This window comes from Pontibacillus salicampi, assembly GCF_042434395.1.
GTDB lineage: Bacteria > Bacillota > Bacilli > Bacillales > BH030062 > Pontibacillus > Pontibacillus salicampi.
This window is the reverse complement of record NZ_JBHLTP010000004.1, coordinates 154,574-177,411: the sequence shown is the minus strand read 5'-3', so window position 1 is coordinate 177,411 and position 22,838 is coordinate 154,574. Positions and strand designations below refer to the sequence as shown.

Below are 22,838 nucleotides of genomic sequence, written 5' to 3'. Positions count from 1 at the left end.
ATTTTCTACTATTTGTACAAAGAGCTTGAAATCCGTTATTTCAAAAGTGTTTATACCCATATAAATCCTCTTATAGTGGAAAGGAAAGTCAACTACAAGCATTAAGAGGGCTTTTTATAACGAAATAATGCTTCCATCACTTAACATATTTAGATTGCTGATTCGAAATGAAAAAGCTAAGTAGTGTAAGGATTAAAAAAGAAAGGGTTATAGCTGCACCTGCCTCTACAAGCGGAACGGGTTTCGGAGAAAACAACTGAAAATTCCCTTGGAAATTAAATAATTGATGACCGAAATTAGCCAGCAAATTTCTAGGGTCATATACTCCAAGTATGGGAATCATGAAATTAAATACTAACAGAATAATAGCTGGAATTAGGGCTGATTTGACTATAAAACCTATACTCATACCGAAAATAGCGAATAATAGCATAACACTGAGTGCAAACATAACGATCCATAAGCTATGTGAATTTGAGGCAGGAATGCTACTAGCGAATTCATTGTACGGTAGTTGGCTTATTAATAGAGTTCGATAGATATAATGAGTACCATACGTAATAATGATAAGAAGAATAATGATAAGAAGTGCATAAAGACTCATAGCAAGTATTTTACCGATAAATATGTTCTTAAAGGAAAAGGTTACAGCTTTCATTTTTATTGTTTTATAGTGATAGTCATAAGTTGCGGTAATCAATCCATATAGAGCAAATATAATAGGAAAGAACACGAAGGAAAGCCACTCAAATGTATTGCTTAGGGCATCTTTGAATTGGAATGGTATAAGAGATGATACAAGGTTATTGTAATCATAAGCTAACACATTTTCTATAACCTCTGTTCCACCTTCCTTTTTAATCTCTGGTGTTTTTTGTAGTTCTTTTTCTATGTCATAGCCATCCGCCTCCATATTATCCTTTGTTTGTGTGAACAATTCATAATTCTGGATAGCATTGTTGTATTTATTGTGATAATTAACGATGCATAGGGCAATTAGGATGAGAGCGATAACCCATACTATCCCTGACTTTAGCTGATAGGAGAATTCATTTTTTGTGATGGCTTGAAGATTATTCAGCATAGGAATTTAGCTCCTTAATCTCTTTATCAAAATCATACACTTCCTGGATGTCTTTATCTTTTATGACAAATAGTCGGTCGACCATTGCTCTGTAGAACTCATAATGGTGTCCGGTTACTAGGATGGTAGTGTGCTCTGCCCATTGTGGGAGAAGGTTCTGCAGAAGACACATAGTGTCATAATCTAGACCATTAGATATTTCATCCAATATTACATATGAAGGCTCTGATTGAAAGGCTAACAATAACCCCAGTTTTTTCTTCTCACCATAGGAGTAATATTTAACCTTAGAGGATAATAAGGAGTAAATACCTAGTTTCTGGGCGAATTCCTCCACACGTTTCTTATTTACCCTCCCTTTAGAGAGCAATGACACATTCGAATAGCCTGATTGCGAAGGGAAGAAGGGGGTATCGTCAAATACCACAGCAATCTCATTCCTTCTATTAGATATGGACTTAGAATCAAAAGTGATGGTTCCATCGTAAGATTCTAAACCAAGCAGGCATTTAATTAGCGAGGTTTTCCCTGCACCATTAGCCCCCATTAAATAATGAATGCTATTTCCTTCAAAATGAACAGTTGCCTCCTGGAAGATATCTCTATCTTTATATGATTTGGTTAATTTAAAAATATCTATCATATTTATCACCTTATTATGTAGAAATTGCCCACCAGTATTGGTGGGCCTATGCATGTACCCTTATTATGCAGTGAGTAGTCTCTTTATCTCTATTAATTGGAGTATGCTGTTCCGTCCCCTTTTACATTAAGATAATCGGTATATCCCGTTTCATATACCGTAACATCTCCCCAAGGTGTAACAGTTCCAGCGCCAATCGTTGTCTCTGAGCGATATTCATGTCGAGTGTAAGTGGAGGTGCCCAATTTCGTAATCCCCTCTTCTCGTACGATATTCGGGAAAATGAAACCAGAATCCTGGGATCCATCACTTGCTGCTACGCCATAGCCGTTATAATTCCATGTAACAACTGCCTCAGACCAAGCTAACGCACTACCTCGCTTTAGGGTAAATCGGTTTGACGAGGTGGAAGCTGCTTTCTGAGCTCCTTTGACCGTTATCTCTCTAGTAGAAGAATCTTCCTTACTCACGTTGATCCGAGGAGTACTGTAAGACTCTAATACTTCTTGTCCCGTCTTATCCAATCGGTTCGGGTCATCAACTTTCTCGGCAGATACAGAACTGACAGCAGGAACGGCAAATAAACCAAAGGCACTTAAGGAAATGAGCAGCTTTTTCATTTTTTTCCCTCCATTACGTTTAATGTAATATCTTCCACCAAAAAGTAACATACTTTTAATGGATTGAAACACAATTATGTCAAAACAGTCATTTTCAACCACGCCTCTATAAAATTTACTATAATAGTCCTTCCGTAACTTTAACTGTTTCCAATTGGCAGCTCTTTCCCTCCATCTTTTTTACCGATGCGTAGCAGGGCTCTGTTATTTCATACACAAACAAGAGCACTATCCACGCTGGATGTGCTCTTGCTTTATCCATTATGCTGATATTTGCTCATTGCTTCTCTTCGTTTCCTTCAACCGAAATGGCGCAGTTACCAGAGCCAATATTAAAAATAAGCCCATAAATCCTATTACGGGATAGAATATAGAAATTAAATTGGTAAACCCTACAAAGCTTAAGCCAAATGCAATTACACCAATGGTCAATACAAATTTCTTATGGGTGGATGTACCAACTACAGTAAAACGAGCAGCAAGCGAAAAGAACATACTCACTGCGGTATTAAAGATCATTCCAAATAGGATTAGAGAATACAATATTCCTAGTACTGGAGATAGGCTATCTACGATTTTAAGCATCGGCATGGCAGCATCAGCTACGACATCCACCTGGGAGAATATAGCTAAATGGCTAAGCACTATTAACAGACCAAGTACAAATCCCCCAATGAGTCCTCCAATAGAAGAAGCTCGTTCGTCCTCTTCATTTCCTCCCATTAATAAGGACATGGAAGCACCGACAGCGATATTAAAGGATACGTAGTTTAAGGAAGAGACAAACCAATTGTTTATAAACCAGTTTGACATGGCTTGTGGCTGCTCTAGAGCAACTGAAACAAGGGATTGATAACTACTATCCATCGTGACCACACTATAAATGGAAATGATGATAACTGTCACTATTAAAAACGGAGTAATACTACCAATTACATTAATAACCTTTTCCACATTCATCATAATGGTTGCGATAACAATAATGCTCATAAGGATTACGCCTACTACAGGAGGCAATCCAAATTGCTGACTTGGAATAGAGCCAGCCCCTGCAATCATCACAACCCCAACACTAAATAGCGTAAAAATAATCACATAATCCACAATCGTACCAAGCCACTTATATCCGCTCACCCGATAAACAGCTTCCTTGTGAGACTTTGCCTTGGTACGGGTGCCAAGCTTTGTCAACATCATTCCCATATAAGCAAACAATGCTGTAGCAGCTATAGCTCCGGCAGTGCCAAGATATCCATAGCTAGTAAAATACTGTAATATTTCCTGTCCTGATGCGAAGCCAGCACCTACAATAATGCCAACGAAGGCACTAGCAATTCTAAGTATTTTGTTCAATGCGTAATCCTCCTTATGTAGCTTTGCACAAGCATGCGAAAACGCTACCAAAACATAAACTCCATCCAGTTTATCATGATGGCGCTTTCAATGATTTGGTTTAATACACAAATCACGTATTCTATATTCGTTGTTTTACACAAATAAATCAAGAGTAAATTGAAATCAAAGGAGAGGTGTGTTTCGTGTTGGAAATCAATGATAGAATAAAGGCAGCCAACAAAGAAGGAGAAACGCTATGAGTGAATCCATCCAAACCCCATTCCAAGATTTTTTTGATACACCTGAAGGGTTAGCAGATCGCATTGCTGAAGTGCTTGGCTTTCCTGTTACCATCGAGGATGCCAACCACCGCATCGTTTCCTATAGCAAACACGAGAAGCATGTAGATGATGCCCGTAGCGCTACTATCATGCAACGGAAAGTTCCGGATCATGTTGTGAATGGTTTATGGAAACAAGGGGTGATGTCCCAATTATTTGAAACAAGTGAGCCCATCATTGTCGATTCTATTGAGCATATTGGTCTTAGCAATCGTCTTGCTATTGCGGTACGAAAGCATAATGACATATTGGGATTTATCTGGGCTCAGTCGAATGATACTCCTGTTACACCAGAACATTTACAGCAAATGAAGGACGCTGCACAAATGGTCAGTCAGCATTTACTTAGACAACAGGCTAAGAAAAGGAAGACAGAAGAAAATCAGAAGGAGTTTTTCTGGCAGCTATTAAGCGGAACGTTACGGCACGAGTCAGAGATTCTTCACCATGCTAAACGATTTGATTTACAACTGGCTGGCCCCTTATGTGTGGTGGTATTTGCTTTTCCAGAGGATATGAGTCATTCTATTGAACGGCATGCCAACTACTTAACAAAAACCATGCATCAGTCCAAAGTAATCAGTCGCCTATTTGACGATAATCAGCTTGTGCTACTACTGAATACAAAGGATACCCTTCATGCCCCTACTGTTGTTCAAGGGTTCATTCGAGACTTTATCCAGAAAATGAAGGAACGGTTTGTCATGGAGGAAATGGCTGGAGTATATGGATTACTTTATCGCTCGCCAGAGTATATACGAGATAGTTACCGCCAGGCTTTAAAGGTGCTTGAGCTAAAGGAACAATTCCCTCACCCATTGGCGGATATTACAGGCTATGAAGAGCTCGGGGTGTACCAGTTTATTAATGAATTAGCAGCCCTGCAAAAACGGGAACAATATCGAAATGAAAAGCTAGAGCGCATAAAGCAATACGATATAGACAATCGCACGTCCTTGTATGAAACTCTTAAGACTTTTTTAATGCAGAACAGTAATGTACACCAGGCGGCTGCCCAAATGCACATTCATACAAACACATTAAATTACCGACTAAAACGCATTAAAGAGATAGGGAATATTGATTTTAAAAACCCTAATCAAAAAACAATGCTTTATCTTGATATACTGACAGAGCAGACGGAATGAGGTATTTGTGGAGTTACACAAATACCCTCTTGTATTTTTTCATTTTCCTCTAAACAAAAACACCTTCCTGTGCGCTATACTTCCCCTATAATACACAGCGAAAGGTGGACCTTCCCATGATTATCGGAATCCCAAAAGAAATTAAGAATAATGAAAACCGTGTTGCTATTACCCCCTCAGGCGTGATTACCTTGAAAAGCAAAGGACATCGTGTACTTGTGGAAGCGGATGCAGGACTTGGAAGTAATTTCTCCAATGAGGAGTATCAAGAAGCTGGGGCTGAGCTCATTACAAGTGCTGCCAACGTTTGGGCACAGGCAGAGATGGTCATGAAGGTGAAGGAACCCCTTCCAGCAGAATATAGCTATTTCCGTAAAGGGTTATATCTATTCACCTACCTTCATCTCGCTGCGGAGCCAGAGTTAACGAAAGCTCTTGTGGAAAATGAAGTTACCGCTATAGCATATGAAACAATTACCGCTAACAACAAACTCCCTCTTCTTACTCCGATGAGTGAAGTAGCCGGACGTATGGCTACCCAATTAGGGGCTCAATATTTAGAGAAATCCTCTGGAGGTAAAGGAATCTTACTAAGCGGCGTTCCTGGTGTATCAAGAGGCAATGTAGTCATTATTGGGGGAGGTATTGTTGGTACCAACGCAGCTAAGGTAGCAATAGGACTTGGAGCGAATGTAACGATGATTGACTTAAATCCTGACCGCCTAAGAGAGTTGGACGATCAATTCGGTTCAGATGTGCAGACTCTTATGTCAAACCCTTATAACATTGCAGAAGCAGTAAAGCAAGCTGATTTAGTTATTGGTGCGGTGCTAATTCCTGGAGCAAAAGCACCAAAAATTGTGACAGAGGATATGGTAAAGTCTATGGCTTCAGGCTCTGTCATAGTAGATGTTGCAATTGATCAGGGAGGCAATTTCGAGACGGTGGATCACATTACCACACACGATAATCCTATCTATGAAAAGCATGGTGTTCTTCATTATGCAGTAGCCAATATTCCTGGTGCTGTTCCACGTACAGCAACGGTCGCCTTGACTAACGTAACGATTCCGTACGCAGTTGAAATTGCGTCTAAAGGTGTAGAGCAGGCCATTGTCGAAAACCCAAGCATTGAACAAGGTGTTAATACCATGAATGGTCACTTAACGTATGAAGCGGTCGCTCGAGATCTTGACTTACCTTATCGCTCTGTTCAAGATGCGATGAAGCAGCAGCCGGTGCATTCGTAACACTCTCCGTTTATGAAAATAAGATTTAATAAAATAGAAAAAGGCTTCCCAGTAAAATACGTGGAAGCCTTTTTCATTATCTCATTTAGGATGGAAATCCAAGTATTGCTTTCTCTTCTAAATACTCTTCAATTCCGTAGTCTCCCCATTCTCTACCGATACCAGATTGTTTGAATCCTCCAAATGGAGCAGCAAAATCCATTTCAGCGTCATTCACTTTAATCCGTCCTGCACGAATAGCTAGAGATACCTTCCGAAGGGTTTCTTCATCTTTGCCATACACATACCCAGCAAGCCCGTATACTACATCATTAGAGATTTCAATTGCTTCCTCAATGGGATCATAAGTGATGATAGACATGACGGGTCCAAATATTTCTTCCTGAGCTATTACCATGTCATTACGTACATCCGTAAATATAGTTGGTTGTACATAATAGCCAGTTTCTAACCCTTCTGGTTTTCCTAATCCGCCAGCTAAAAGCGTAGCACCTTCCTCTATACCTTTTTCAATGTAGGATTGCACTCGATCAAATTGCTTTTCAGCAACAAGTGGGCCTACGAAATTGCCGCCACGTGGATCTCCTACAGGAAACTTAGGTAGAACTTGCTTCACTGCTTCTTCAAACTCTTCTTTTCTAGATACAGGGACAATCATCCTAGTTGCAGCGGAGCACACTTGTCCAGAGTTCATGGCAATATGGTTAACTGCAGCCTTTGCTGCCTGTTCCATATCAGCATCCTCCAGTATAACGAGCGGCGATTTCCCACCAAGCTCTAATGCTACATTCTTGATGGTTTCCGAAGCATTCTTCATGACTTTTTCCCCAACTCCGGCAGAACCTGTGAAGGAGACAAAATCAATGTCCTGATGGGAGCTTATGGCATTACCCACTGTTTCTCCTGAACCATTTACTAGATTAAAGGCTCCCTTAGGAACGCCTGCTGCCTCAAATATCTCCGCTAAAATAATAGCAGCAAATGGAGTTAACTCTGCAGGCTTTAATACCACCGGGCTCCCTGCTGCAAAGGCACTGGCAATTTTAGTAGAAGCCTGATTCGTTGGGAAATTCCAAGGAGTAATGAGTCCACTTACTCCAACTGATTGCTTAACTACAGTATGCTTCCCACGATCTTCTGTAAAGGAAATATTCTTCAGTGATTCAGCAGCTTGCGCAAAGTGGTTATACCCCATGTTATAATGCACCTTTTCAGAGATTTTCAGCGGAGAGCCTAATTCGTCAGTCATGACTTCAATTAACTCTTCCTTGCGATTGGCATATTCTTCAGCAATTCGCTCCAGCATCTCTATTCGTTCTTGTTTAGACGTTTGGGAAAAAGATGGAAAAGCATCTCGTGCTGCTTGCACTGCTTTATCAACATCTTTTTCTGTCCCCATACTAATTCTGCCCATCGGCTTTTCGGTAGCCGGGTTAATAACGTCATATGTCTCAGAACCTGTCGATTCGACCCATTCTCCGTTAATAAAATGTGTTAATCGTTCGCGCATAGTTATAATCTCCCTTTCAAAAATAAGATGTCTATTGCTAAGTGAGATTTCAGTGACTTTCCATATTTGGTTGTCTAAAAGATGTATCCTATTAAGCACCTGATTAAACATCTAAGGGAGAATATAGGTAACCTTACTCATGGTCTATTTTTGGTCAGCAGGGTACACAACGCCAATTTGTTTTCTTGCTGTTTCCATTACTCTAGCAGTCGTTAGAGACGTATCAAAGCTATTGATATAAGACATTGTTTCACCTGATTGAATGAGCTGAATAAATGATTTAACCTCATAATACATTTCTTCCTGCTCCCTATCCTCACTGATAGTTTCCTTTGATCCATCTCGATAATAAATCTCCACTTCCTCAGGAGAGGAAATGTTAGGATGTATAATCATAGTTCCCTCTTCTCCTTGAATTTCTGAAGGGAGGTGAGAATCATTAATTTTGGAATACATAATAACACCATCCATGTCTTCATACTGGGCAACCATGCTTCCAGAGCCATCTGCACCTGACTCCAATCGAATGCCACTTGCCTTTATACTACTCGGTTCTCCAAATAATGCGATCATTGGGTAAATACAATACACTCCTAAATCCATCAAAGCGCCGTTAGAATATTTAGGGTTAAAAGCATTGAGAATAGTTCCTTCCCGATATGCATCGTAACGGGATGAATATTTGCAATAGCTTGCGAAATAACGTCTCACTTTCCCAAGCTTCTCGATGTTGTTTTGGATTTTCTGGAAATTAGGTACCATGGTGGTGCGCATAGCTTCCATTAACAGCACTTGATTTTGTTGTGCGGCCTCAATCATACGTTTTGTTTCTTCTTCATTAGAAGCAAGCGGTTTCTCACACAATACATGCTTTCCATGCTGGAGAAAGACAACAGCTTGTTCACTATGTATAAAATTAGGGCTGGCGATATATACCGCATCTATTTCATCACTCTCCGCCATACCTTGATAATCTGTAAATGTCTTGTCTACTCCATATTGATGAGCAAACTCTTCCGCCTTCTGCTTGGTCCTAGAATATACAGCTGTAAGTGTAAAATCGGATAGATCCTTGACAGCGTACAACAGCCGTTCAGTTATCCAATTCGTACCAATAACTCCAAATCGAATCATGTTCATTTCTCCTTTATGATATAGATAAAGCCTAACTTGACTATTATAAAGTTAGGCTCCTTACGCTTATTGTATGCTTTTCACAAAATCATGCAAGATTCGAGCCGTTAACCCCCAGATAACTCGTCCTTGGTAATAATAAAAATACTCTGGATATCTACGCTTAGGCCATTGATAGTTCTCCCCATATGGTATTAAATCAAATGGAAAGCTCGCTTCAGGCGTTACCTCCATTTGTACATAATGAATCTCAGGTTCTTCCTCTAAGAAAAAAGAAAGTGGGACGGTAAACACCTCTGCAACCTCCGCCTTATTAGGCGTAAGCTCTTCCATCGTACACTGCAAAACCCCAGCATAAGCTTCCACTTTCATACCAAACGGAGATACCATATATCCAATCGAATGGACATCGTTGATTTGAGAAGCAGCAACACCGAGCTCCTCCGTTGCTTCTCGAACTGCAGTGTCTTTCTCATCTGCATCATCTGCATCCTGTTTCCCACCTGGAAAGCAAATCTCCCCAGGCTGGCGTCGCATCTCATAGGAACGCACTTCAAATAAGAGATGGAGACCATCCTCTCTTTCCATTAACGGCAATAAGAGAGCATAAGAATGTAGTCCATCATCACCAATGATGGAAGGGGTATGGTTTACTAGCATTTCCATCAGCGATTTCCTGTTCATCTAAATCCCCTCCAATCGATTGTTATGTCTTCTACTATATCAAAGAAGAAACAAAAAGCCTTAAAAAGTGCCTATTATGTATATCACATCTATGTTCAGCTCATAAACTGAAGAACTACAGCTGTAATTGTTGCCATTAGGACCCCTAATCCAAGAGAAAGGCCTACTTTATATAGGAAAGAACGCTTTTCGCCTTCCTCTCTGCCATCCTTCAAAAACATATACAGGGACACAAGAATCGTAATAAGTATCACATTCATGAACCAAATTAACACAACTATCCTTCCTTCCCATTTATCTAACAATACATCTCCCTTACAATATATAAGCATACAAGCCCCTGGCATAGGATGCTAGGATTATCTAATCATTACTGCCAGCAATAACCTAATTAGAAACTATCCAGGCTATGGAGATGTAAGAAAAAAGCATGTAGAAAAACAAAGGATTCTCTACATGCTTACTATCATCATTCATATATGAATGCTTGTCTTTTTTATGAGCTATCGCAAGAATAAGTGATTGCCAATAACTGTTGTAACCTCTTTATCTTCAAGGTAGTCACTTTGAGCTTTATCTGGATTGTAGAAGAACAAGGACTCTTGATCATACCCTTGATAATATACAGCTTCTTGAACGGCTTTCTTGGATTCTTCCCCTGCGGGCTGGTGAATAGTCCCATTTAATACTGGAGAGAATTGTTTTCCGTCGTGAATGACTCCATAAAGCGTATCTGGAAACTTACTACTCTCGACACGGTTAAGCACTACCGTTGCTACAGCTACCTTACCAGCATAGCTCTCTCCCTTTGCCTCCGCTTCTACTAGTCGAGCAAGCAGGTCTTTTTCTGCTGAAGATGGCAGAACCGGCAGTTGCAATGATTCCCCTGGTTGAATAGTTACATTTGATTTATTGTTCATCGCTTGCAGCTGTTTATAAGAAATACCATAGTCAGTTGCAATGCTATATAATGATTCGCCCTTCTGGACGTTATGGGTGCTTTGTTCGGCATAGCTTGTTAAAGGAAATGAAAATGCAAAGAAGCATACAGAAAGAATACCTGATACCAACATATTTCTAATCAATGAACATCTACCTCCTTTTTTATCTCATTTATTAACCTAACATAGAAGAAGGAGAGTCTCACTATTAATTCTTTCCTGCATTTCCAGTACTTTTTCTTCGTAAAACATGTTGATTAACATAATCGAAAAGATGATTTCAAGACGCACCAAATGAGGTACGGAGCTTTTCTGTACGCAGTGAAAAGAAGACTACCTTCACCGGTAGTCTGTCTCAGCTTGTAGAGAACCCTCCTTGTTTCCTACAAGCTTTTTACATGTATGCGGGCTGGCAAATACCACTCGCTTTCCGCGGACGAACGCCCGAGCCTCCTCGTGAAACCCACACTCGGGGGTCTCGGATCGCCCGTTTTTCCGCAGGAGTCTCCTGGTATTTGCCAGCCCTTCACCGAAAAAGACTCTCCTTCACCTAACACACCCTTGATAGGTGAAGGGCAATCTTCTTCATGTTCTGACAGGCAGCTGTCAGTAACGCCTGTGTCGCGCACATTTTCTTTTCCGCGCAGGCGACAATAACGGAGGAGATGGTCTTCAGGAACAAGCTCTTCAATCGTGACCATTTCGATTTTATTTTGACGCTCTTTTTTGGATTGAAACATCGAAACACCTTTCGTTAGAGAATATATAACTATTATAACAAATTAACGCGGTGAATAATGAAAGTAAAAAGAAAAAAATAAGACTGTCGAGACTTTCTCGACAGCCTGAGAAGACTACCTTTACCGGTAGTCTTCTTCTGTTTGAACAGTTACATCCTGACGATGACTGCTCCCCCTCCAGTGCCTTGGACGCATTTCGTTTCTTCCTGGTCATGCATAGTTTGAAGCAATTGATTATTTTGAGCTATTACCTGATTAAGCATATCTATTTGATTACCAAGGTTTATAATCAATTGCATTACATATTGTATATCAGATGCATCCCCTTGAAGCATCTGTGGTGGAATCGGCATGTAAGAAGTTTGACCAGGGAACGGCTGCGGGCCTCCGTTTGAGGAAGACTGATTAGCATGCATTCCTTCATTAGCCCCTTCTGCGTTAGAGGCACCATGATGCTCGGCACCTCCCCCATTCACTTGACTCGGGTGTCTATAAGCATGAATGTTCCATCCATTATAGTATGGATTATAATACGGCATACCCTAACCTCCTTTCCCTCTGCCCTTATTCTATTCATTTCATATCTTAACGGGTACATACACCCATTAATTGATTGAAACGCCCAATTCATTATCATAGTAGCCTTGCAGCTGCCATATGTGACCTAACAAAATAGGCATACAGCGGCGAATTGCTGTATGCCTATTTTTATATGCGTTCAATAATGGCCGCAGTTGCCATGCCGTGGCCAATACAAATGGTAAGCAAGCCATAGCGTCCATTTATTCTTTCTAATTCATGGACGAGGGAGGTCATGAGCTTTGTACCAGTTGCTCCTAAAGGGTGGCCTAGCGCAATAGCTCCACCATTCACGTTTACCCTGCTCAGGTCTCCGTTCATTTCACGCTGCCAGGCTAGTGGAACAGGCGCAAATGCTTCATTGATTTCGACGCGGTCCATGTCCTCAATGGAGAGCCCTGCTTGTTGCAGTACTTTTTGAGTGGCAGGAATGACACCATCCAGCATAAAAGTAGGGTCTGATCCCACGACAACGCGATGCAGAATCCTTGCTCTTGCCCTCAAGCCAAGATTTTCGGCTTTTTTAGCATCCATTAACAGGACAGCAGATGCACCGTCACTCATTTGGCTAGCGTTACCAGCTGTAATTAATCCATTTTCTTTGAATACAGGCTGCAGCTTGGAGAGTGCTTCCAAAGAAGTATCTTCTCTCGGTCCTTCATCTGTATCCACAAGGACTCTGTTCCCGTCCTTATCTTCTCCTTCAATAGGAAGGATTTCTCGCTGAAATCGTCCTTCTTTAATGGCATGAATAGCTCGTTGATGACTATTATAGGCAAATTCGTCTAACTCTTCCCTCGTCATTCTGTACTTATCTGCAATTAATTCTGCTGAAACACCTTGATGAACAATATCATAGGCTTCATGGACACTATCGGGAATGGTTTCTTCATTTCCGTCACTCAGGATAGGAACTCTCGTCATATTTTCCACTCCTGCAGCGATGGTTATATCCATGTCGCCTGCTAATATTTCTTGCGCGGCAAAATGGATGGCCTGCTGGCCCGATCCACACATTCGGTTTAATTGCACGGCTGGAACTTCAACTGGGAAGCCTGCGTCCAAAGCAGCTAGTCTGCCAATGTTATAGCCTTGTTCTCCAATTGGGGAAACACAACCCATAACAATATCCTCGACCATCCCTTTCTCTATACCAGCTCTTCGCACAACTTCTGTTAATATTTGGGACCCAAGGTGGACAGGGTGAACATTACGATAATATCCTTTACGCTTTCCAACAGGTGTTCTAACAGCTTCTATGATGACTACTTCTCTAGACATACTACACAGCTCCTTTAGGAATAATCATAAAACCCTTTTCCTGATTTCACACCATAATGACCAGCTTCCACTAATTTCACTAACAATTGAGGTGGACGGAACCGTTCTCCATATGCCTCGACCATCCCCTCACTCGCAAACAGCAACGTATCCAACCCGATATAGTCAGAAAGAGATAAGGGACCCATTGGGTAGTTAAGGCCAAGCTCTATCGCTTTATCGATATCTTGCTTCGATGCAATTCCTTCTTCATACATTCGCATACATTCTAACAAATGAGCTGATATGGCCCTTGTTGTCACAAATCCTTGCCGATCCTTCACAACCACCGTTTCCTTGCCAACATCCTTCGCAACCTCTTCTATATGTGATATGACTTCAGGGGCAGTATCCATTGCCCGCACTATTTCTATTAACTTCATTACAGGGGCAGGATTAAACCAATGCATCCCCACTACCATATGCGGTTTAGAAGTAGCTGATGCAATAGCGGTAACACTTAGTTCAGAAGTATTCGTTGCTAGAATAGTAGCCTCTTGGGTCAACTCGTCGATTTCCGAGAATAGCTCTTTCTTGATAGCAAGATTCTCCGTAACGGCTTCTATAACTAAGTGGCTATGTTCGACAGCTTCCTTTAAATGTAAGGTTGGAACAATGTTTTGAAGGACTGCCCGCTTCTCCTGTTCTGTAATATGGTTGGCTTTAACAAACCTGGACAGACTGTTCTCAATTGATTGCATCCCCTTGTGTAACGCCTCTTCCGTAATGTCATATAAAAACACCTGTTTATTGCCGTTTGCCATTGCCTGCGCGATACCGCTTCCCATAATCCCTGCCCCTATGACACTAACCTGATGAATCATCGAACTCCCTCCTTATGTATATATATCCTCACTTCCATTCATTACTGTAATGGAAGAGCAGAGTCCTTACCTTTCCTGCCCTTCCTTTTCGGTTATCTTCATTCTTATTTTCTATAATCCTAAGTTCTTAGCAATGATCGACTTCATAATATCGTTGGTTCCTGCATAAATGGATGCTACTGGTATATCACGGTACCTTCTGGCAATTTCATATTCTTCCATGTATCCGTATCCACCATGTAGCTGCATGCATTCTGTAATTACTCGCCTAGCCATTTCTGTATGCCACCATTTTGACATAGACACCTTAGTAGTCACGTCTTCCTGATTAATATGATGCTCGATTAAGTCATCCAAGAAGGAACGACCCACTTCAATTTCTGTCGCCATCTCCGCCATACGAAATTGAACAGTCTGCAGCTTACTAATTGGTTTGCCAAAAGCTTCTCTTTGCTTTACATAAGAGAGGGTTTGACTTAGCATTGTCTCCGCTGCGGCTTGAGCTGCAATGGAGACAATCAGCCGCTCCTGCTGCAGCTTTTCCATTAGATAATAAAACCCTTTCCCTTCCTCACCGATTAAATTACTGGCAGGAACTTCTGCATCCTCAAAAATCAGCTCTGCGGTATCTTGAGCGTGAAGGCCAACCTTCTCAAGCTTTCGACCATGGGAAAATCCAGGCGTTCCCTTCTCTACCATTAACAAGCTGATTCCTTTATAAGCAGGGCTGGCTTGGGGATCTGTTTTACAGACAACGATGACAAGATCACTTGCTATACCGTTTGTTATAAAAGTTTTCTCACCGTTTACTATATATTTGCCACCCTTCTTTAAAGCTTTGGTACGAATATTAGCAAGGTCTGAACCGGCGCCTGGCTCTGTCATGGCAATAGCAGTAATTAAATCTCCCTGTACACAGCCAGGAAGCCATTTGGCTTTTTGCTCTTTTGTTCCAAACGTGTCTATATAAGGTGTAACGATGTCGTTGTGAAGGCCAATGCCAATAAGAGAGGATCCAATGCGTTCTAATTCCTCATTTAAAATAACGGAATACGCGAAATCAGCATTTACACCACCATACTGTTCCTCTACCCACGCACAGAGAAATCCTTGCTCCCCAAGCTTTTTCCAAAACGAACGAGGAACCATACCATTCTTCTCCCAATCCAGGTAGAACGGCCTTGCTTCTTTCTCTAACCATTTCCGTAATGAGCTTCGGAACATATCGTGTTCTTCCTGTAAGTAACGTGCAGCCATTGGCTTTAGTCCTTTCCGCTTATGAGGAAGCTGATTCTTGTTTAAACTGTTCTCTTAGGAGGAATTTTTGAATTTTACCACTAGCGTTCCGTGGCAACTCTTCTACAAATACATAACGACGGGGACGTTTATAATTAGCTAGTGCATTACTTTCCTTACAATACGTGTCTAACGCTTCCTCTGTGAGTGCTGAGTCTTTTTTGACCACTACAGCCACTACAGATTCCCCCCATACCTCATCAGGCTCACCCAGAACCGCTACATCTAAAATTCCTGCGTGAGCATGTAACACATCCTCTACTTCCCGAGGGTATATGTTCTCTCCGCCACTAATAACCATATCCCGAACTCGATCAGCTACATACAAATAATGCTCCTCATCCATGTAGCCTAAATCGCCAGAGTAATACCACCCTTTATACAACACTTCCGAAGTTGCATCTGGACGTTTATAATACTCTCTCATCATAGAAGGACCTCTTACTATAATTTCTCCTACTTCTCCAGGGGGCATAACATCCTCTGGCTCCGCTCTTCCGTCTTCAACCGGTCGCACAACCCGTATGTCATGATTGAAAGCAGCTCTCCCTGCTGAACCTGCCTTATCCACCTGTTCGTCTTTCGCAAGGAAGGTAATGGCAGGTCCCATCTCCGTCATACCGTATGCTTGAATGAGGTCTATACCTAATGTTTCTCTGCAGGCTGTAACTAGGGCTGGTGCCATTGGTGCAGCTCCATACGTTCCAAATTGCAGGGATTCTATTTGATAAGCGCTGACATCTTCTTGAATAAGCATATTCCACATAGTAGGGGCAGCGAATACACTTGTTACCTTCTCTTGCTCTATACTTGCGAGTACCTTCTTTGGTTCAAAATGGTGCAATATAATGTTCGTACAGCCAGCGTGAACGCGAGGGATGAAATTGCAATGAAGCTCGGCGCAATGAAACATTGGGGCAGTAACAAGGCCACGTTCCTTTGGAGAAACTCCTAGGTGTGCGATACAAGCAATGCTTTGTTCCATCATATTTCGATGAGCGTGCACAACCCCTTTAGGTCTGCCAGTCGTTCCACTAGTGTACATGATGGCGTAATCATCATCCTCTGTCATCTCAACATTTATCCGCTCTGATGAAGCTTGTTGTACGCGTTCATGATAGTTTACTGCAAAGCCTGGTGTTTGTTCATTAATACACCAAAACGAAATATTCGTAAATTTCGAATATAAGGATGCAATAATAGGTTCCAAGGCGGTTTCAAACATAACGACCTTCGGTTCAGCGTCAGCAAGGATATACTCAACCTCTTGTGGTTGGAGACGGAAGTTAATCGGGTTAAAAATGGCTCCAAGCTGAGCACACGCAAAAAGAGTCGTACCTAATTCGTAGGAGTTAAACAATAATGTAGAGACCCGATCTCCCTTCTCCACACCAGCTGACCGTAGAGCGTTAGCTAATTGGTTAACTTCTACCTGCCATTCTTCATACGTCAACCGCTTATTCTTTGTCAGGTCCACTATCGCTTCTTTCTTCCCGTTGTTCTGAACAGTCAAATCAAACATACGGTCTAAAGTTAAGTACACACAATTCCCTCCTCAATAAGTAAACGCTTTCATAAATGAGCGCAAAGAAACTTCCACCTACATTATATTTTTATACTGAGGGTCTTAATTCCTGCTAATAAAGAATTATTTTCGATTTAATTACCTCTTTACAGACCATGTTGATGGTAGGTTAATCCAGATTCGCTACATCCTGTAGCAACGGTGTACGACCCCACGTCTTGTGGGGCCGCAGGAAAGCGTAGCTATTTCTGACCACTCCATTCGCCTCTCAGCAACAGACCAATGATATTAGGAATTTAAACCCACCACATAAGAACACTATTCAGCAAATTAACAGAGCCCTACAGTTAACCTAATTCTAGTAATACATCGGTATTGGGATAGGTTGGATAGCGGTCTGGATGAAGTAGATATGCCAGCTTCTGCAAACCGTATAGTAATCTAGGTGACGGGCGGCAATACAAGGACTCTTCTAGCGTATGAATCGTTGTATGCTTTTCGTCCAAACGATTCCATCCATCACGTTTTTGTATAAGCTCTGGTCTCATTTTCTTTTCCGCTACTCCGACCCACACCATACAAATAACGTCTGGCTCTTGTTCTACTACTTTCTCCCATTCCGTTTGCAAACTGGCCTCTTCTTCTGATGCAAAGATGTTTTTTGCTCCTGCTAGATAGCTTATTTCCGTGAGCCAGTTTCCCCCACCTGGTGTAAAGATAGGTTTCGGCCACCACTCCCAGTAAATACGAGGCTTATCTGCGATGGATTGGGCTATCTCTTCATACTGCTTCAAAATGCTCTGAAATTGGGATACCACTCTTGCTGCTTGCGCTTCTGTGCCGGTATGTTCTCCAACAGTAATTAAATCCTCTGCAATTCCTTGTAATGAATGGGGGTTTAATATAATATAAGGCAGATTTCGCTCTTGTAATCCTTCAATATTCCTCTCCATGCCTGGCACACTTAGGGAAGCAAGCACTAAATCAGGCTGCAATGCTTCTACCTTATCCATATCGATGGATAAATCTGGTCCCAAACGCGGCAATGTTAAGACAGAAGAAGGCCAATCAGAGAAATTATCAACCCCTACGAGCTGCTCCGTTAAGCCGAGGTATGCTGCTAATTCAGTATTACTAGGACATATGGAGACAATTCTCATTCCATACCACCCCAATGCTTCATCCTTTCTTTCAGGGAGCCTGTGTGCAGTTCTATATTTGCTCCGTCTGGATCAAGGAAATTAATTGTCCAGCCTCCACCCCGCTGTACAGGCCCTCTAACAATGGGTATGTTTTTTTCCTTCAATTGTTGAGCTGCATTATGAAAATTCTCTTCATTAATCGTGAAGGCGACATGATCGACACCAAGCGTTTCTATACGTTGGTCTGAGTAATCTCCTCGTTCCTGTAAACAAATCCATGCACTTCCCCACTCTAAGTAAGCATCCTTGCTACCCTTGTGCACAAGGTCCATACCTAAAGCATCCACATAAAATGGTAACGATTCATGTAAGCTCTTTACATTTATGGTTACATGATTAAAGCCTTGCACATTCATTGAAACACCCCTTCTTTTTCTTAATATTATAACATTTAAGTAAAAACCTGATAGAATGGTAGAAATATAGTAAGGAGGCAAAACAATGAATATCATCGCTATGGGTGGTGGAGGATTTTCTCAGGAGCCGGACAACCCTCTGCTGGATCGGTACGTCTTGAATCAATCTCCGCAGTTAAGACCTAAAATATGCTTTATACCTACAGCAAGTGGCGATTCAGAAGAGTATATCCAAAATTTCTACTCTTTCTTTCAAAAGGAAGAATGTGAGCCTACCCACTTGTCTTTATTACATCCAGAAGTAGCTGATAAGGAAAGCTTTCTATTATCCCAGGACATTATCTATGTAGGAGGTGGCAACACTAGAAATTTAGTAGCTCTTTGGAAGGAGTGGGAACTAGATAAAATTTTATATAAGGCGTGGGAAAAGGATATTATCCTCGCTGGCATTAGTGCAGGGGGGATTTGCTGGTTTGAAGAGGGTGTTACCGATTCAGTACCTAATCAGTTGACCAGGACTTCAGCTCTCGGTTTCCTAAAAGGCAGCTTCTGTCCTCATTATGATGGAGAGAACGAGCGTCAGAAAGCCTTCAAGCAGCTAATACAGGATAATACAATACAAGAAGGATATGCAGTAGATGATGGGGCAGCTCTTCACTTTGTAGGAGACTCTGTGCATAAGGCTGTATCCTCTAGAAAGCAAGCAACCGCCTATCACGTACATTTACAGCACAAATCCATAATAGAAAAGCCACTGGAAATGTACTACCTCGGTGATCATCAATAACACCTTTTTTCGACAGCCTCCCCTACCTCATAGGAGAGGCTGTCTATTTACGCTCTTCTTACATACGTACCTTTTTTCATCTTTTCCTTCGCTTTTTCTGTTTGTACCTTAATCGTATCACTCAATAAAGAGCTCCGTTGGTAAGTACCATCCTCCATTTTTACGAGAGGATCAATGTAACGAAGCTTATTTTGCTGATAATATTCAAAATGTAGTTCATCCTCTACTACAGCTACATTCTTTTCTAATTTAGCTAGCTCGTTGTCAAGGGATGGGTCATTGCTGCTTCTTATTTTGCACAATAACGATTCATCATCTAATCGAAAATCATCTTCTGCTATAAAGCCTTTCTCCCACGCAATACTCAACACATTAGTTAATTGCTTTGATCCATACACATTTAATGGGTGCATAAAGAAGTCAACTACTTCTTTATAATATAGATCCACAAACCATTCCGCTGCCGTAATGCTCTCAACACTCATAATAGGACCCTCCACGTCCAATTGATTCAGAAACCATTGTATGTCTTGATATGGGATCCTTTCATAATGGTACATATCCCTTAGCGTATAATCCAATCGGTCTGCACACAAATCAGGGAGAGGCTGCTCAAGTATTTTCCAATTCTTTTCATTGAAAAGTACCTCCTGGCAAAATCCATAACGGTGTAAAATTTCTGGAATTGTTGACTTCTCTATCATACTTTGAAAAATTTGCTCGTGATAGTTTTCTTCTTGTTCCTCTAGGACATAGTCTATGACATGGGAGAATGCTGTATGTGATACATCGTGCAGAAGACCAGCAATCTGCTCCGAAAGAGAGCCTCCCATTTTGCGGATAAATAACATGACCCCAACAGAATGTTCGTACCTTGTTCCATTCCATTGCGGGTTAACTAAATAGCTTGCTCCTCCCTGATGGACTCCTTTTAAACGCTGTATTGCCTCTGTATGTAATAATTCTTCTAGTACAGGCTCGTGAATGATAAACTCGCCATAAATAGAATCGACAATTTTCACATTAACATCCTCTCTGCCATGAATTGGATTTTTTTGCTATGATAGTAGAATATCATACTATGGTAAGAAATCAGAATGAGGTATATGCGTATTTCATACACCTCATGATGAAAGGCGGGTAACAATGATTGACATATCCAATGTTTCCAAAAGCTTCTCCTCTGGAACAAAGGCTGTGGAGAAGTTGAACCTAACCATTCAAGATGGAATGATTTTTGGATTTCTTGGACCAAATGGTGCTGGCAAATCAACAACGATTAAAATGCTGACAGGGGTATTACCAATTGACGAAGGAACGATAACGATTAATGGATTTAATATAGCAGATCATCCTATTGAAGCAAAGAAAAGCTTTGGTTATGTTCCAGACAGCCCTGATTTATTTTTACGTTTAAAGGGAATTGAATACTTAAATTTTATCGGTGATGTATATGAGGTTCCCCTTGAAGCTAGGAAAGAGAAAATAGAATATTTAACGAAGGAATTTGGCATTTACGAGGCTCTAAATGATACTATTCAAACCTACTCTCATGGAATGCGTCAGAAAATCATTGTAAGTGGTGTGCTATTACATGACCCTGACGTGTGGATTTTGGATGAGCCGCTTACAGGTCTCGATCCGAAATCCTCTTATACATTAAAGGAAATGATGCGAGAGCATGCCAGAAAAGGAAAAACAGTCTTCTTCTCTACCCATGTCCTGGAAGTTGTGGAGCAATTGTGTGATCAGGTTGCTATTATTAATAAAGGAAAATTAGAGTTCAACGGTAATATGCAAGAGATGAGGGAGCAGTTCGAATCAGATGGATCGTTGGAACAAATCTTTCTGGAGCTGACTAAGCATGAATAGAACGAAAATATTATTCAAGACGATGATGAAGCTGTACTTTTCAGCAATTTTTAAGACGGAGAAAGCAAAAGTAAGCGCCTTTCTCGTTTTTTTAGCTATGCTGCCAATAGGAGCTTTATTATTAGTGTCCCTATCCAGCTTGATGAGTGTAGCATACAGTATTCTTGAACCGGCCAATCAGCAATCACTCATACTAGCTATTGCTTTCCTGATAACAGGCTTGCTGCTGCTCTTACTTAGCGTGCCGGCTGGTTTAACTGCATTCTATTTCTCAGATGATATAGAGAATTATTTACCAATGCCGTTTCATCCATACCAGATTCTCATTGGCAAATCATTACCTCCCTTATTAACGACCTACGCCCTCGGTGCTCTCATGCTCGTTCCGGTCTTAGGTATTTATGGCTCGCTTGATGGTATAAGGATTTTCTACATAATTAATAGTCTTTTTATATTCTTGCTGTTTCCGCTCATTCCGTTTATTTTGTCGTCTCTACTCGTTATGTTCTTAATGCGTTTTGCAAACATATCTAAAAATAAAGATCGTATTCGAGTGTTGGCTGGGGTTTTCTCTCTTGCCTTTGTAGTTGGAATTAATGTAGTTGTACGACTGAACACAGATTCAGGTGGTGTGGCTCAGGAAACTGGTAAATGGATGGAACAACAAGACCATTTCCTATGGAACATAACGAAAATTCTACCTAATGTCTATATTGGCACGAAAGCTTTATCTACATCAGGATGGGTTAGCCTTCTGTTTCTCTTCTTGTTTATCCTCTGTACGCTAGTGTTAGTAGGGCTATTTATATGGGGAGGACAGAAGCTATACTATAAAGGTGTCTTAGGACTAAGCGGGAGTGGTAAGGGGAAGGTTGTTGCGAATATCGAGCAAACGTCCATCTCCAGAAGTGTCATCCGGACGTACACCCTAAAAGAAATCAGGACTATATTTCGCACTCCGGCATTCTTTATTAATTGTATCGTTCAAGGCTTATTCGCTCCGATGCTCCTTCTTATCATTTTATTTATGGATGATGGATTAGGAAGCATGGCACCTTCCTTAAGTACCATGGAAGACAAAAGTATCCTTCTGGCGGCGTTTTTCTTTTCCGTATTCGTTTTGGGTTCTAATCCAACTGCTTCCTCTGCTATTTCACGAGACGGGCCACGATGGTTTGTTAATTTATATTTGCCAATTCAACCGTTAACGATTATTTATGGGAAGGCCATAGCTGCAATGATAATAGAAGGAATTACAATCATTATTTTGACATTATTGTTTGTATTCTTCCTCCCTGTCCCACCCCTCGTCATTACGCTGTGGGCAATTCTTATAGTAGCAGCCAGCTGGTTCAGCAGCCTAATTGGTATCTATTATGATTTGGATGATCCAAAATTGGAATGGCTCGATGAACAGGAAGTATTTAAAACAAGATTTACACCATTAATCAGCTTTGTTGTTCAACTGTTCAGTCTAGGTTGTGTTGTATTAGTCGTGTGGCTGCTACCATTCATTAATAATGTATGGGGCGTTTTCCTTTTAATGGGAATAACACTCGCCGTTGCAATATGGATTGCTGACCATCGCTTACAGAAGAAGGTGAAGGAACAATATTGTTTGATTTACGAAAAACAGTAAATGGAGGT

Annotated in this window: 23 protein-coding genes; 5 read left to right on the top strand and 18 right to left on the bottom strand. The window is 41.1% G+C overall.

Going from position 1 to position 22,838, the window contains the following annotated elements; all coding sequences use genetic code 11:
* Positions 1-136: 136 nt before the first annotated feature.
* From ACFFGV_RS07545 to ACFFGV_RS07530, 4 genes are all read right to left on the bottom strand, one after another.
* The gene (locus ACFFGV_RS07545) at positions 137-1,084 is read right to left on the bottom strand and encodes an ABC transporter permease subunit (protein WP_377346240.1); all 948 of its coding nucleotides are present in this window, start codon (positions 1,082-1,084) and stop codon (positions 137-139) included.
* Entirely contained in the window at positions 1,074-1,727 is a 654-nt protein-coding gene (locus tag ACFFGV_RS07540) for an ATP-binding cassette domain-containing protein (protein WP_377346238.1), read from the bottom strand. The genes ACFFGV_RS07545 and ACFFGV_RS07540 overlap by 11 nt, the downstream gene beginning before the upstream one ends.
* A 92-nt stretch (positions 1,728-1,819) precedes the next feature.
* Positions 1,820-2,347: a hypothetical protein gene (locus ACFFGV_RS07535; protein WP_377346236.1), complete on the bottom strand. Its 528-nt coding sequence runs from the start codon at positions 2,345-2,347 to the stop codon at positions 1,820-1,822.
* A 261-nt stretch (positions 2,348-2,608) separates the two neighbouring features.
* Positions 2,609-3,700 carry a YkvI family membrane protein gene (locus ACFFGV_RS07530; RefSeq protein WP_377346234.1) on the bottom strand — a complete coding sequence of 364 codons (1,092 nt, stop codon included), beginning with the start codon at positions 3,698-3,700 and terminating at the stop codon, positions 2,609-2,611.
* Between the two features lie 238 nt (positions 3,701-3,938).
* Here ACFFGV_RS07530 and ACFFGV_RS07525 point away from each other — a divergent pair, with 238 nt between their 5' ends.
* Together ACFFGV_RS07525 and ald are read left to right on the top strand one after the other, a co-directional pair.
* Positions 3,939-5,171 carry a PucR family transcriptional regulator gene (locus tag ACFFGV_RS07525; protein WP_377346232.1) on the top strand — a complete coding sequence of 411 codons (1,233 nt, stop codon included), beginning with the start codon at positions 3,939-3,941 and terminating at the stop codon, positions 5,169-5,171.
* A gap of 116 nt (positions 5,172-5,287) precedes the next feature.
* Positions 5,288-6,421 (top strand): alanine dehydrogenase, encoded by a 1,134-nt coding sequence (gene ald / locus ACFFGV_RS07520; protein ID WP_377346230.1) that lies wholly within the window; start codon positions 5,288-5,290, stop codon positions 6,419-6,421.
* A gap of 85 nt (positions 6,422-6,506) precedes the next feature.
* Here ald and ACFFGV_RS07515 read toward each other — a convergent pair whose 3' ends face one another.
* The 13 genes from ACFFGV_RS07515 to ACFFGV_RS07455 form a co-directional block, all read right to left on the bottom strand.
* Positions 6,507-7,931 (bottom strand): aldehyde dehydrogenase family protein, encoded by a 1,425-nt coding sequence (locus tag ACFFGV_RS07515; protein WP_377346228.1) that lies wholly within the window; start codon positions 7,929-7,931, stop codon positions 6,507-6,509.
* A 144-nt stretch (positions 7,932-8,075) separates the two neighbouring features.
* On the bottom strand, positions 8,076-9,065 hold the full coding sequence (locus ACFFGV_RS07510; RefSeq protein ID WP_377346226.1) for a Gfo/Idh/MocA family protein: 990 nt from the start codon (positions 9,063-9,065) through the stop codon (positions 8,076-8,078).
* Positions 9,066-9,131: 66 nt separating this feature from the next.
* Entirely contained in the window at positions 9,132-9,749 is a 618-nt protein-coding gene (locus ACFFGV_RS07505; protein WP_377346224.1) for an NUDIX hydrolase, read from the bottom strand.
* 95 nt (positions 9,750-9,844) lie between these two features.
* Complete coding sequence (locus ACFFGV_RS07500) at positions 9,845-10,054, bottom strand: hypothetical protein (protein WP_377346222.1); 210 nt, start codon at positions 10,052-10,054, stop codon at positions 9,845-9,847.
* 198 nt (positions 10,055-10,252) lie between these two features.
* Entirely contained in the window at positions 10,253-10,834 is a 582-nt protein-coding gene (locus ACFFGV_RS07495) for a cell wall hydrolase (RefSeq protein WP_377346220.1), read from the bottom strand.
* A 239-nt stretch (positions 10,835-11,073) separates the two neighbouring features.
* Positions 11,074-11,430, bottom strand: coding sequence for a hypothetical protein (locus ACFFGV_RS07490; protein ID WP_377346218.1), 357 nt, complete (start codon positions 11,428-11,430; stop codon positions 11,074-11,076).
* A gap of 149 nt (positions 11,431-11,579) precedes the next feature.
* A complete protein-coding gene (locus ACFFGV_RS07485; RefSeq protein ID WP_377346216.1) occupies positions 11,580-11,969 on the bottom strand; it encodes a hypothetical protein in 390 nt (129 codons plus the stop codon).
* Positions 11,970-12,138: 169 nt separating this feature from the next.
* Positions 12,139-13,290, bottom strand: coding sequence for a thiolase family protein (locus ACFFGV_RS07480; RefSeq protein ID WP_377346214.1), 1,152 nt, complete (start codon positions 13,288-13,290; stop codon positions 12,139-12,141).
* A gap of 14 nt (positions 13,291-13,304) precedes the next feature.
* On the bottom strand, positions 13,305-14,153 hold the full coding sequence (locus tag ACFFGV_RS07475) for a 3-hydroxyacyl-CoA dehydrogenase family protein (protein WP_377346212.1): 849 nt from the start codon (positions 14,151-14,153) through the stop codon (positions 13,305-13,307).
* 111 nt (positions 14,154-14,264) lie between these two features.
* A complete protein-coding gene (locus ACFFGV_RS07470) occupies positions 14,265-15,410 on the bottom strand; it encodes an acyl-CoA dehydrogenase family protein (protein ID WP_377346210.1) in 1,146 nt (381 codons plus the stop codon).
* A 19-nt stretch (positions 15,411-15,429) separates the two neighbouring features.
* Complete coding sequence (locus ACFFGV_RS07465; RefSeq protein WP_377346208.1) at positions 15,430-16,992, bottom strand: fatty acid--CoA ligase; 1,563 nt, start codon at positions 16,990-16,992, stop codon at positions 15,430-15,432.
* Positions 16,993-17,321: 329 nt separating this feature from the next.
* On the bottom strand, positions 17,322-18,134 hold the full coding sequence (locus ACFFGV_RS07460; protein ID WP_377346206.1) for a cobalamin-binding protein: 813 nt from the start codon (positions 18,132-18,134) through the stop codon (positions 17,322-17,324).
* Positions 18,131-18,532: a VOC family protein gene (locus tag ACFFGV_RS07455; protein WP_377346204.1), complete on the bottom strand. Its 402-nt coding sequence runs from the start codon at positions 18,530-18,532 to the stop codon at positions 18,131-18,133. Before ACFFGV_RS07455 ends, ACFFGV_RS07460 begins: the two co-directional genes overlap by 4 nt.
* Positions 18,533-18,617: 85 nt before the next feature.
* Here ACFFGV_RS07455 and ACFFGV_RS07450 point away from each other — a divergent pair, with 85 nt between their 5' ends.
* Positions 18,618-19,319 carry a Type 1 glutamine amidotransferase-like domain-containing protein gene (locus ACFFGV_RS07450; protein ID WP_377346202.1) on the top strand — a complete coding sequence of 234 codons (702 nt, stop codon included), beginning with the start codon at positions 18,618-18,620 and terminating at the stop codon, positions 19,317-19,319.
* Between the two features lie 47 nt (positions 19,320-19,366).
* Here the strand turns inward: ACFFGV_RS07450 and ACFFGV_RS07445 are convergent, their stop codons facing one another.
* Entirely contained in the window at positions 19,367-20,341 is a 975-nt protein-coding gene (locus ACFFGV_RS07445) for an HD domain-containing protein (RefSeq protein ID WP_377346200.1), read from the bottom strand.
* A 124-nt stretch (positions 20,342-20,465) separates the two neighbouring features.
* On the opposite strand from ACFFGV_RS07445, the gene ACFFGV_RS07440 reads away from it, so the two are divergent.
* Both ACFFGV_RS07440 and ACFFGV_RS07435 read left to right on the top strand, forming a co-directional pair.
* Positions 20,466-21,191: an ABC transporter ATP-binding protein gene (locus ACFFGV_RS07440; protein WP_377346198.1), complete on the top strand. Its 726-nt coding sequence runs from the start codon at positions 20,466-20,468 to the stop codon at positions 21,189-21,191.
* The gene (locus ACFFGV_RS07435) at positions 21,184-22,830 is read left to right on the top strand and encodes a putative ABC transporter permease subunit (RefSeq protein WP_377346196.1); all 1,647 of its coding nucleotides are present in this window, start codon (positions 21,184-21,186) and stop codon (positions 22,828-22,830) included. The genes ACFFGV_RS07440 and ACFFGV_RS07435 overlap by 8 nt, the downstream gene beginning before the upstream one ends.
* Positions 22,831-22,838 lie beyond the last annotated feature (8 nt).

Excerpts from the sequence above, each read along its gene's own strand:
- ACFFGV_RS07440 (WP_377346198.1), top strand. The coding sequence starts at position 20,466 with ATGATTGACATATCCAATGTTTCCAAAAGCTTCTCCTCTGGAACAAAG.
- ACFFGV_RS07470 (WP_377346210.1), bottom strand. The coding sequence starts at position 15,410 with ATGGCTGCACGTTACTTACAGGAAGAACACGATATGTTCCGAAGCTCA.
- ACFFGV_RS07460 (WP_377346206.1), bottom strand. The coding sequence starts at position 18,134 with ATGAGAATTGTCTCCATATGTCCTAGTAATACTGAATTAGCAGCATAC.
- ACFFGV_RS07435 (WP_377346196.1), top strand. The coding sequence starts at position 21,184 with ATGAATAGAACGAAAATATTATTCAAGACGATGATGAAGCTGTACTTT.
- ACFFGV_RS07540 (WP_377346238.1), bottom strand. The coding sequence starts at position 1,727 with ATGATAGATATTTTTAAATTAACCAAATCATATAAAGATAGAGATATC.
- ACFFGV_RS07490 (WP_377346218.1), bottom strand. The coding sequence starts at position 11,430 with ATGTTTCAATCCAAAAAAGAGCGTCAAAATAAAATCGAAATGGTCACG.
- ACFFGV_RS07475 (WP_377346212.1), bottom strand. The coding sequence starts at position 14,153 with ATGATTCATCAGGTTAGTGTCATAGGGGCAGGGATTATGGGAAGCGGT.
- ACFFGV_RS07450 (WP_377346202.1), top strand. The coding sequence starts at position 18,618 with ATGAATATCATCGCTATGGGTGGTGGAGGATTTTCTCAGGAGCCGGAC.
- ACFFGV_RS07515 (WP_377346228.1), bottom strand. The coding sequence starts at position 7,931 with ATGCGCGAACGATTAACACATTTTATTAACGGAGAATGGGTCGAATCG.
- ACFFGV_RS07480 (WP_377346214.1), bottom strand. The coding sequence starts at position 13,290 with ATGTCTAGAGAAGTAGTCATCATAGAAGCTGTTAGAACACCTGTTGGA.
- ACFFGV_RS07455 (WP_377346204.1), bottom strand. The coding sequence starts at position 18,532 with ATGAATGTGCAAGGCTTTAATCATGTAACCATAAATGTAAAGAGCTTA.
- ald (WP_377346230.1), top strand. The coding sequence starts at position 5,288 with ATGATTATCGGAATCCCAAAAGAAATTAAGAATAATGAAAACCGTGTT.
- ACFFGV_RS07505 (WP_377346224.1), bottom strand. The coding sequence starts at position 9,749 with ATGAACAGGAAATCGCTGATGGAAATGCTAGTAAACCATACCCCTTCC.
- ACFFGV_RS07525 (WP_377346232.1), top strand. The coding sequence starts at position 3,939 with ATGAGTGAATCCATCCAAACCCCATTCCAAGATTTTTTTGATACACCT.
- ACFFGV_RS07485 (WP_377346216.1), bottom strand. The coding sequence starts at position 11,969 with ATGCCGTATTATAATCCATACTATAATGGATGGAACATTCATGCTTAT.
- ACFFGV_RS07545 (WP_377346240.1), bottom strand. The coding sequence starts at position 1,084 with ATGCTGAATAATCTTCAAGCCATCACAAAAAATGAATTCTCCTATCAG.
- ACFFGV_RS07535 (WP_377346236.1), bottom strand. The coding sequence starts at position 2,347 with ATGAAAAAGCTGCTCATTTCCTTAAGTGCCTTTGGTTTATTTGCCGTT.
- ACFFGV_RS07510 (WP_377346226.1), bottom strand. The coding sequence starts at position 9,065 with ATGATTCGATTTGGAGTTATTGGTACGAATTGGATAACTGAACGGCTG.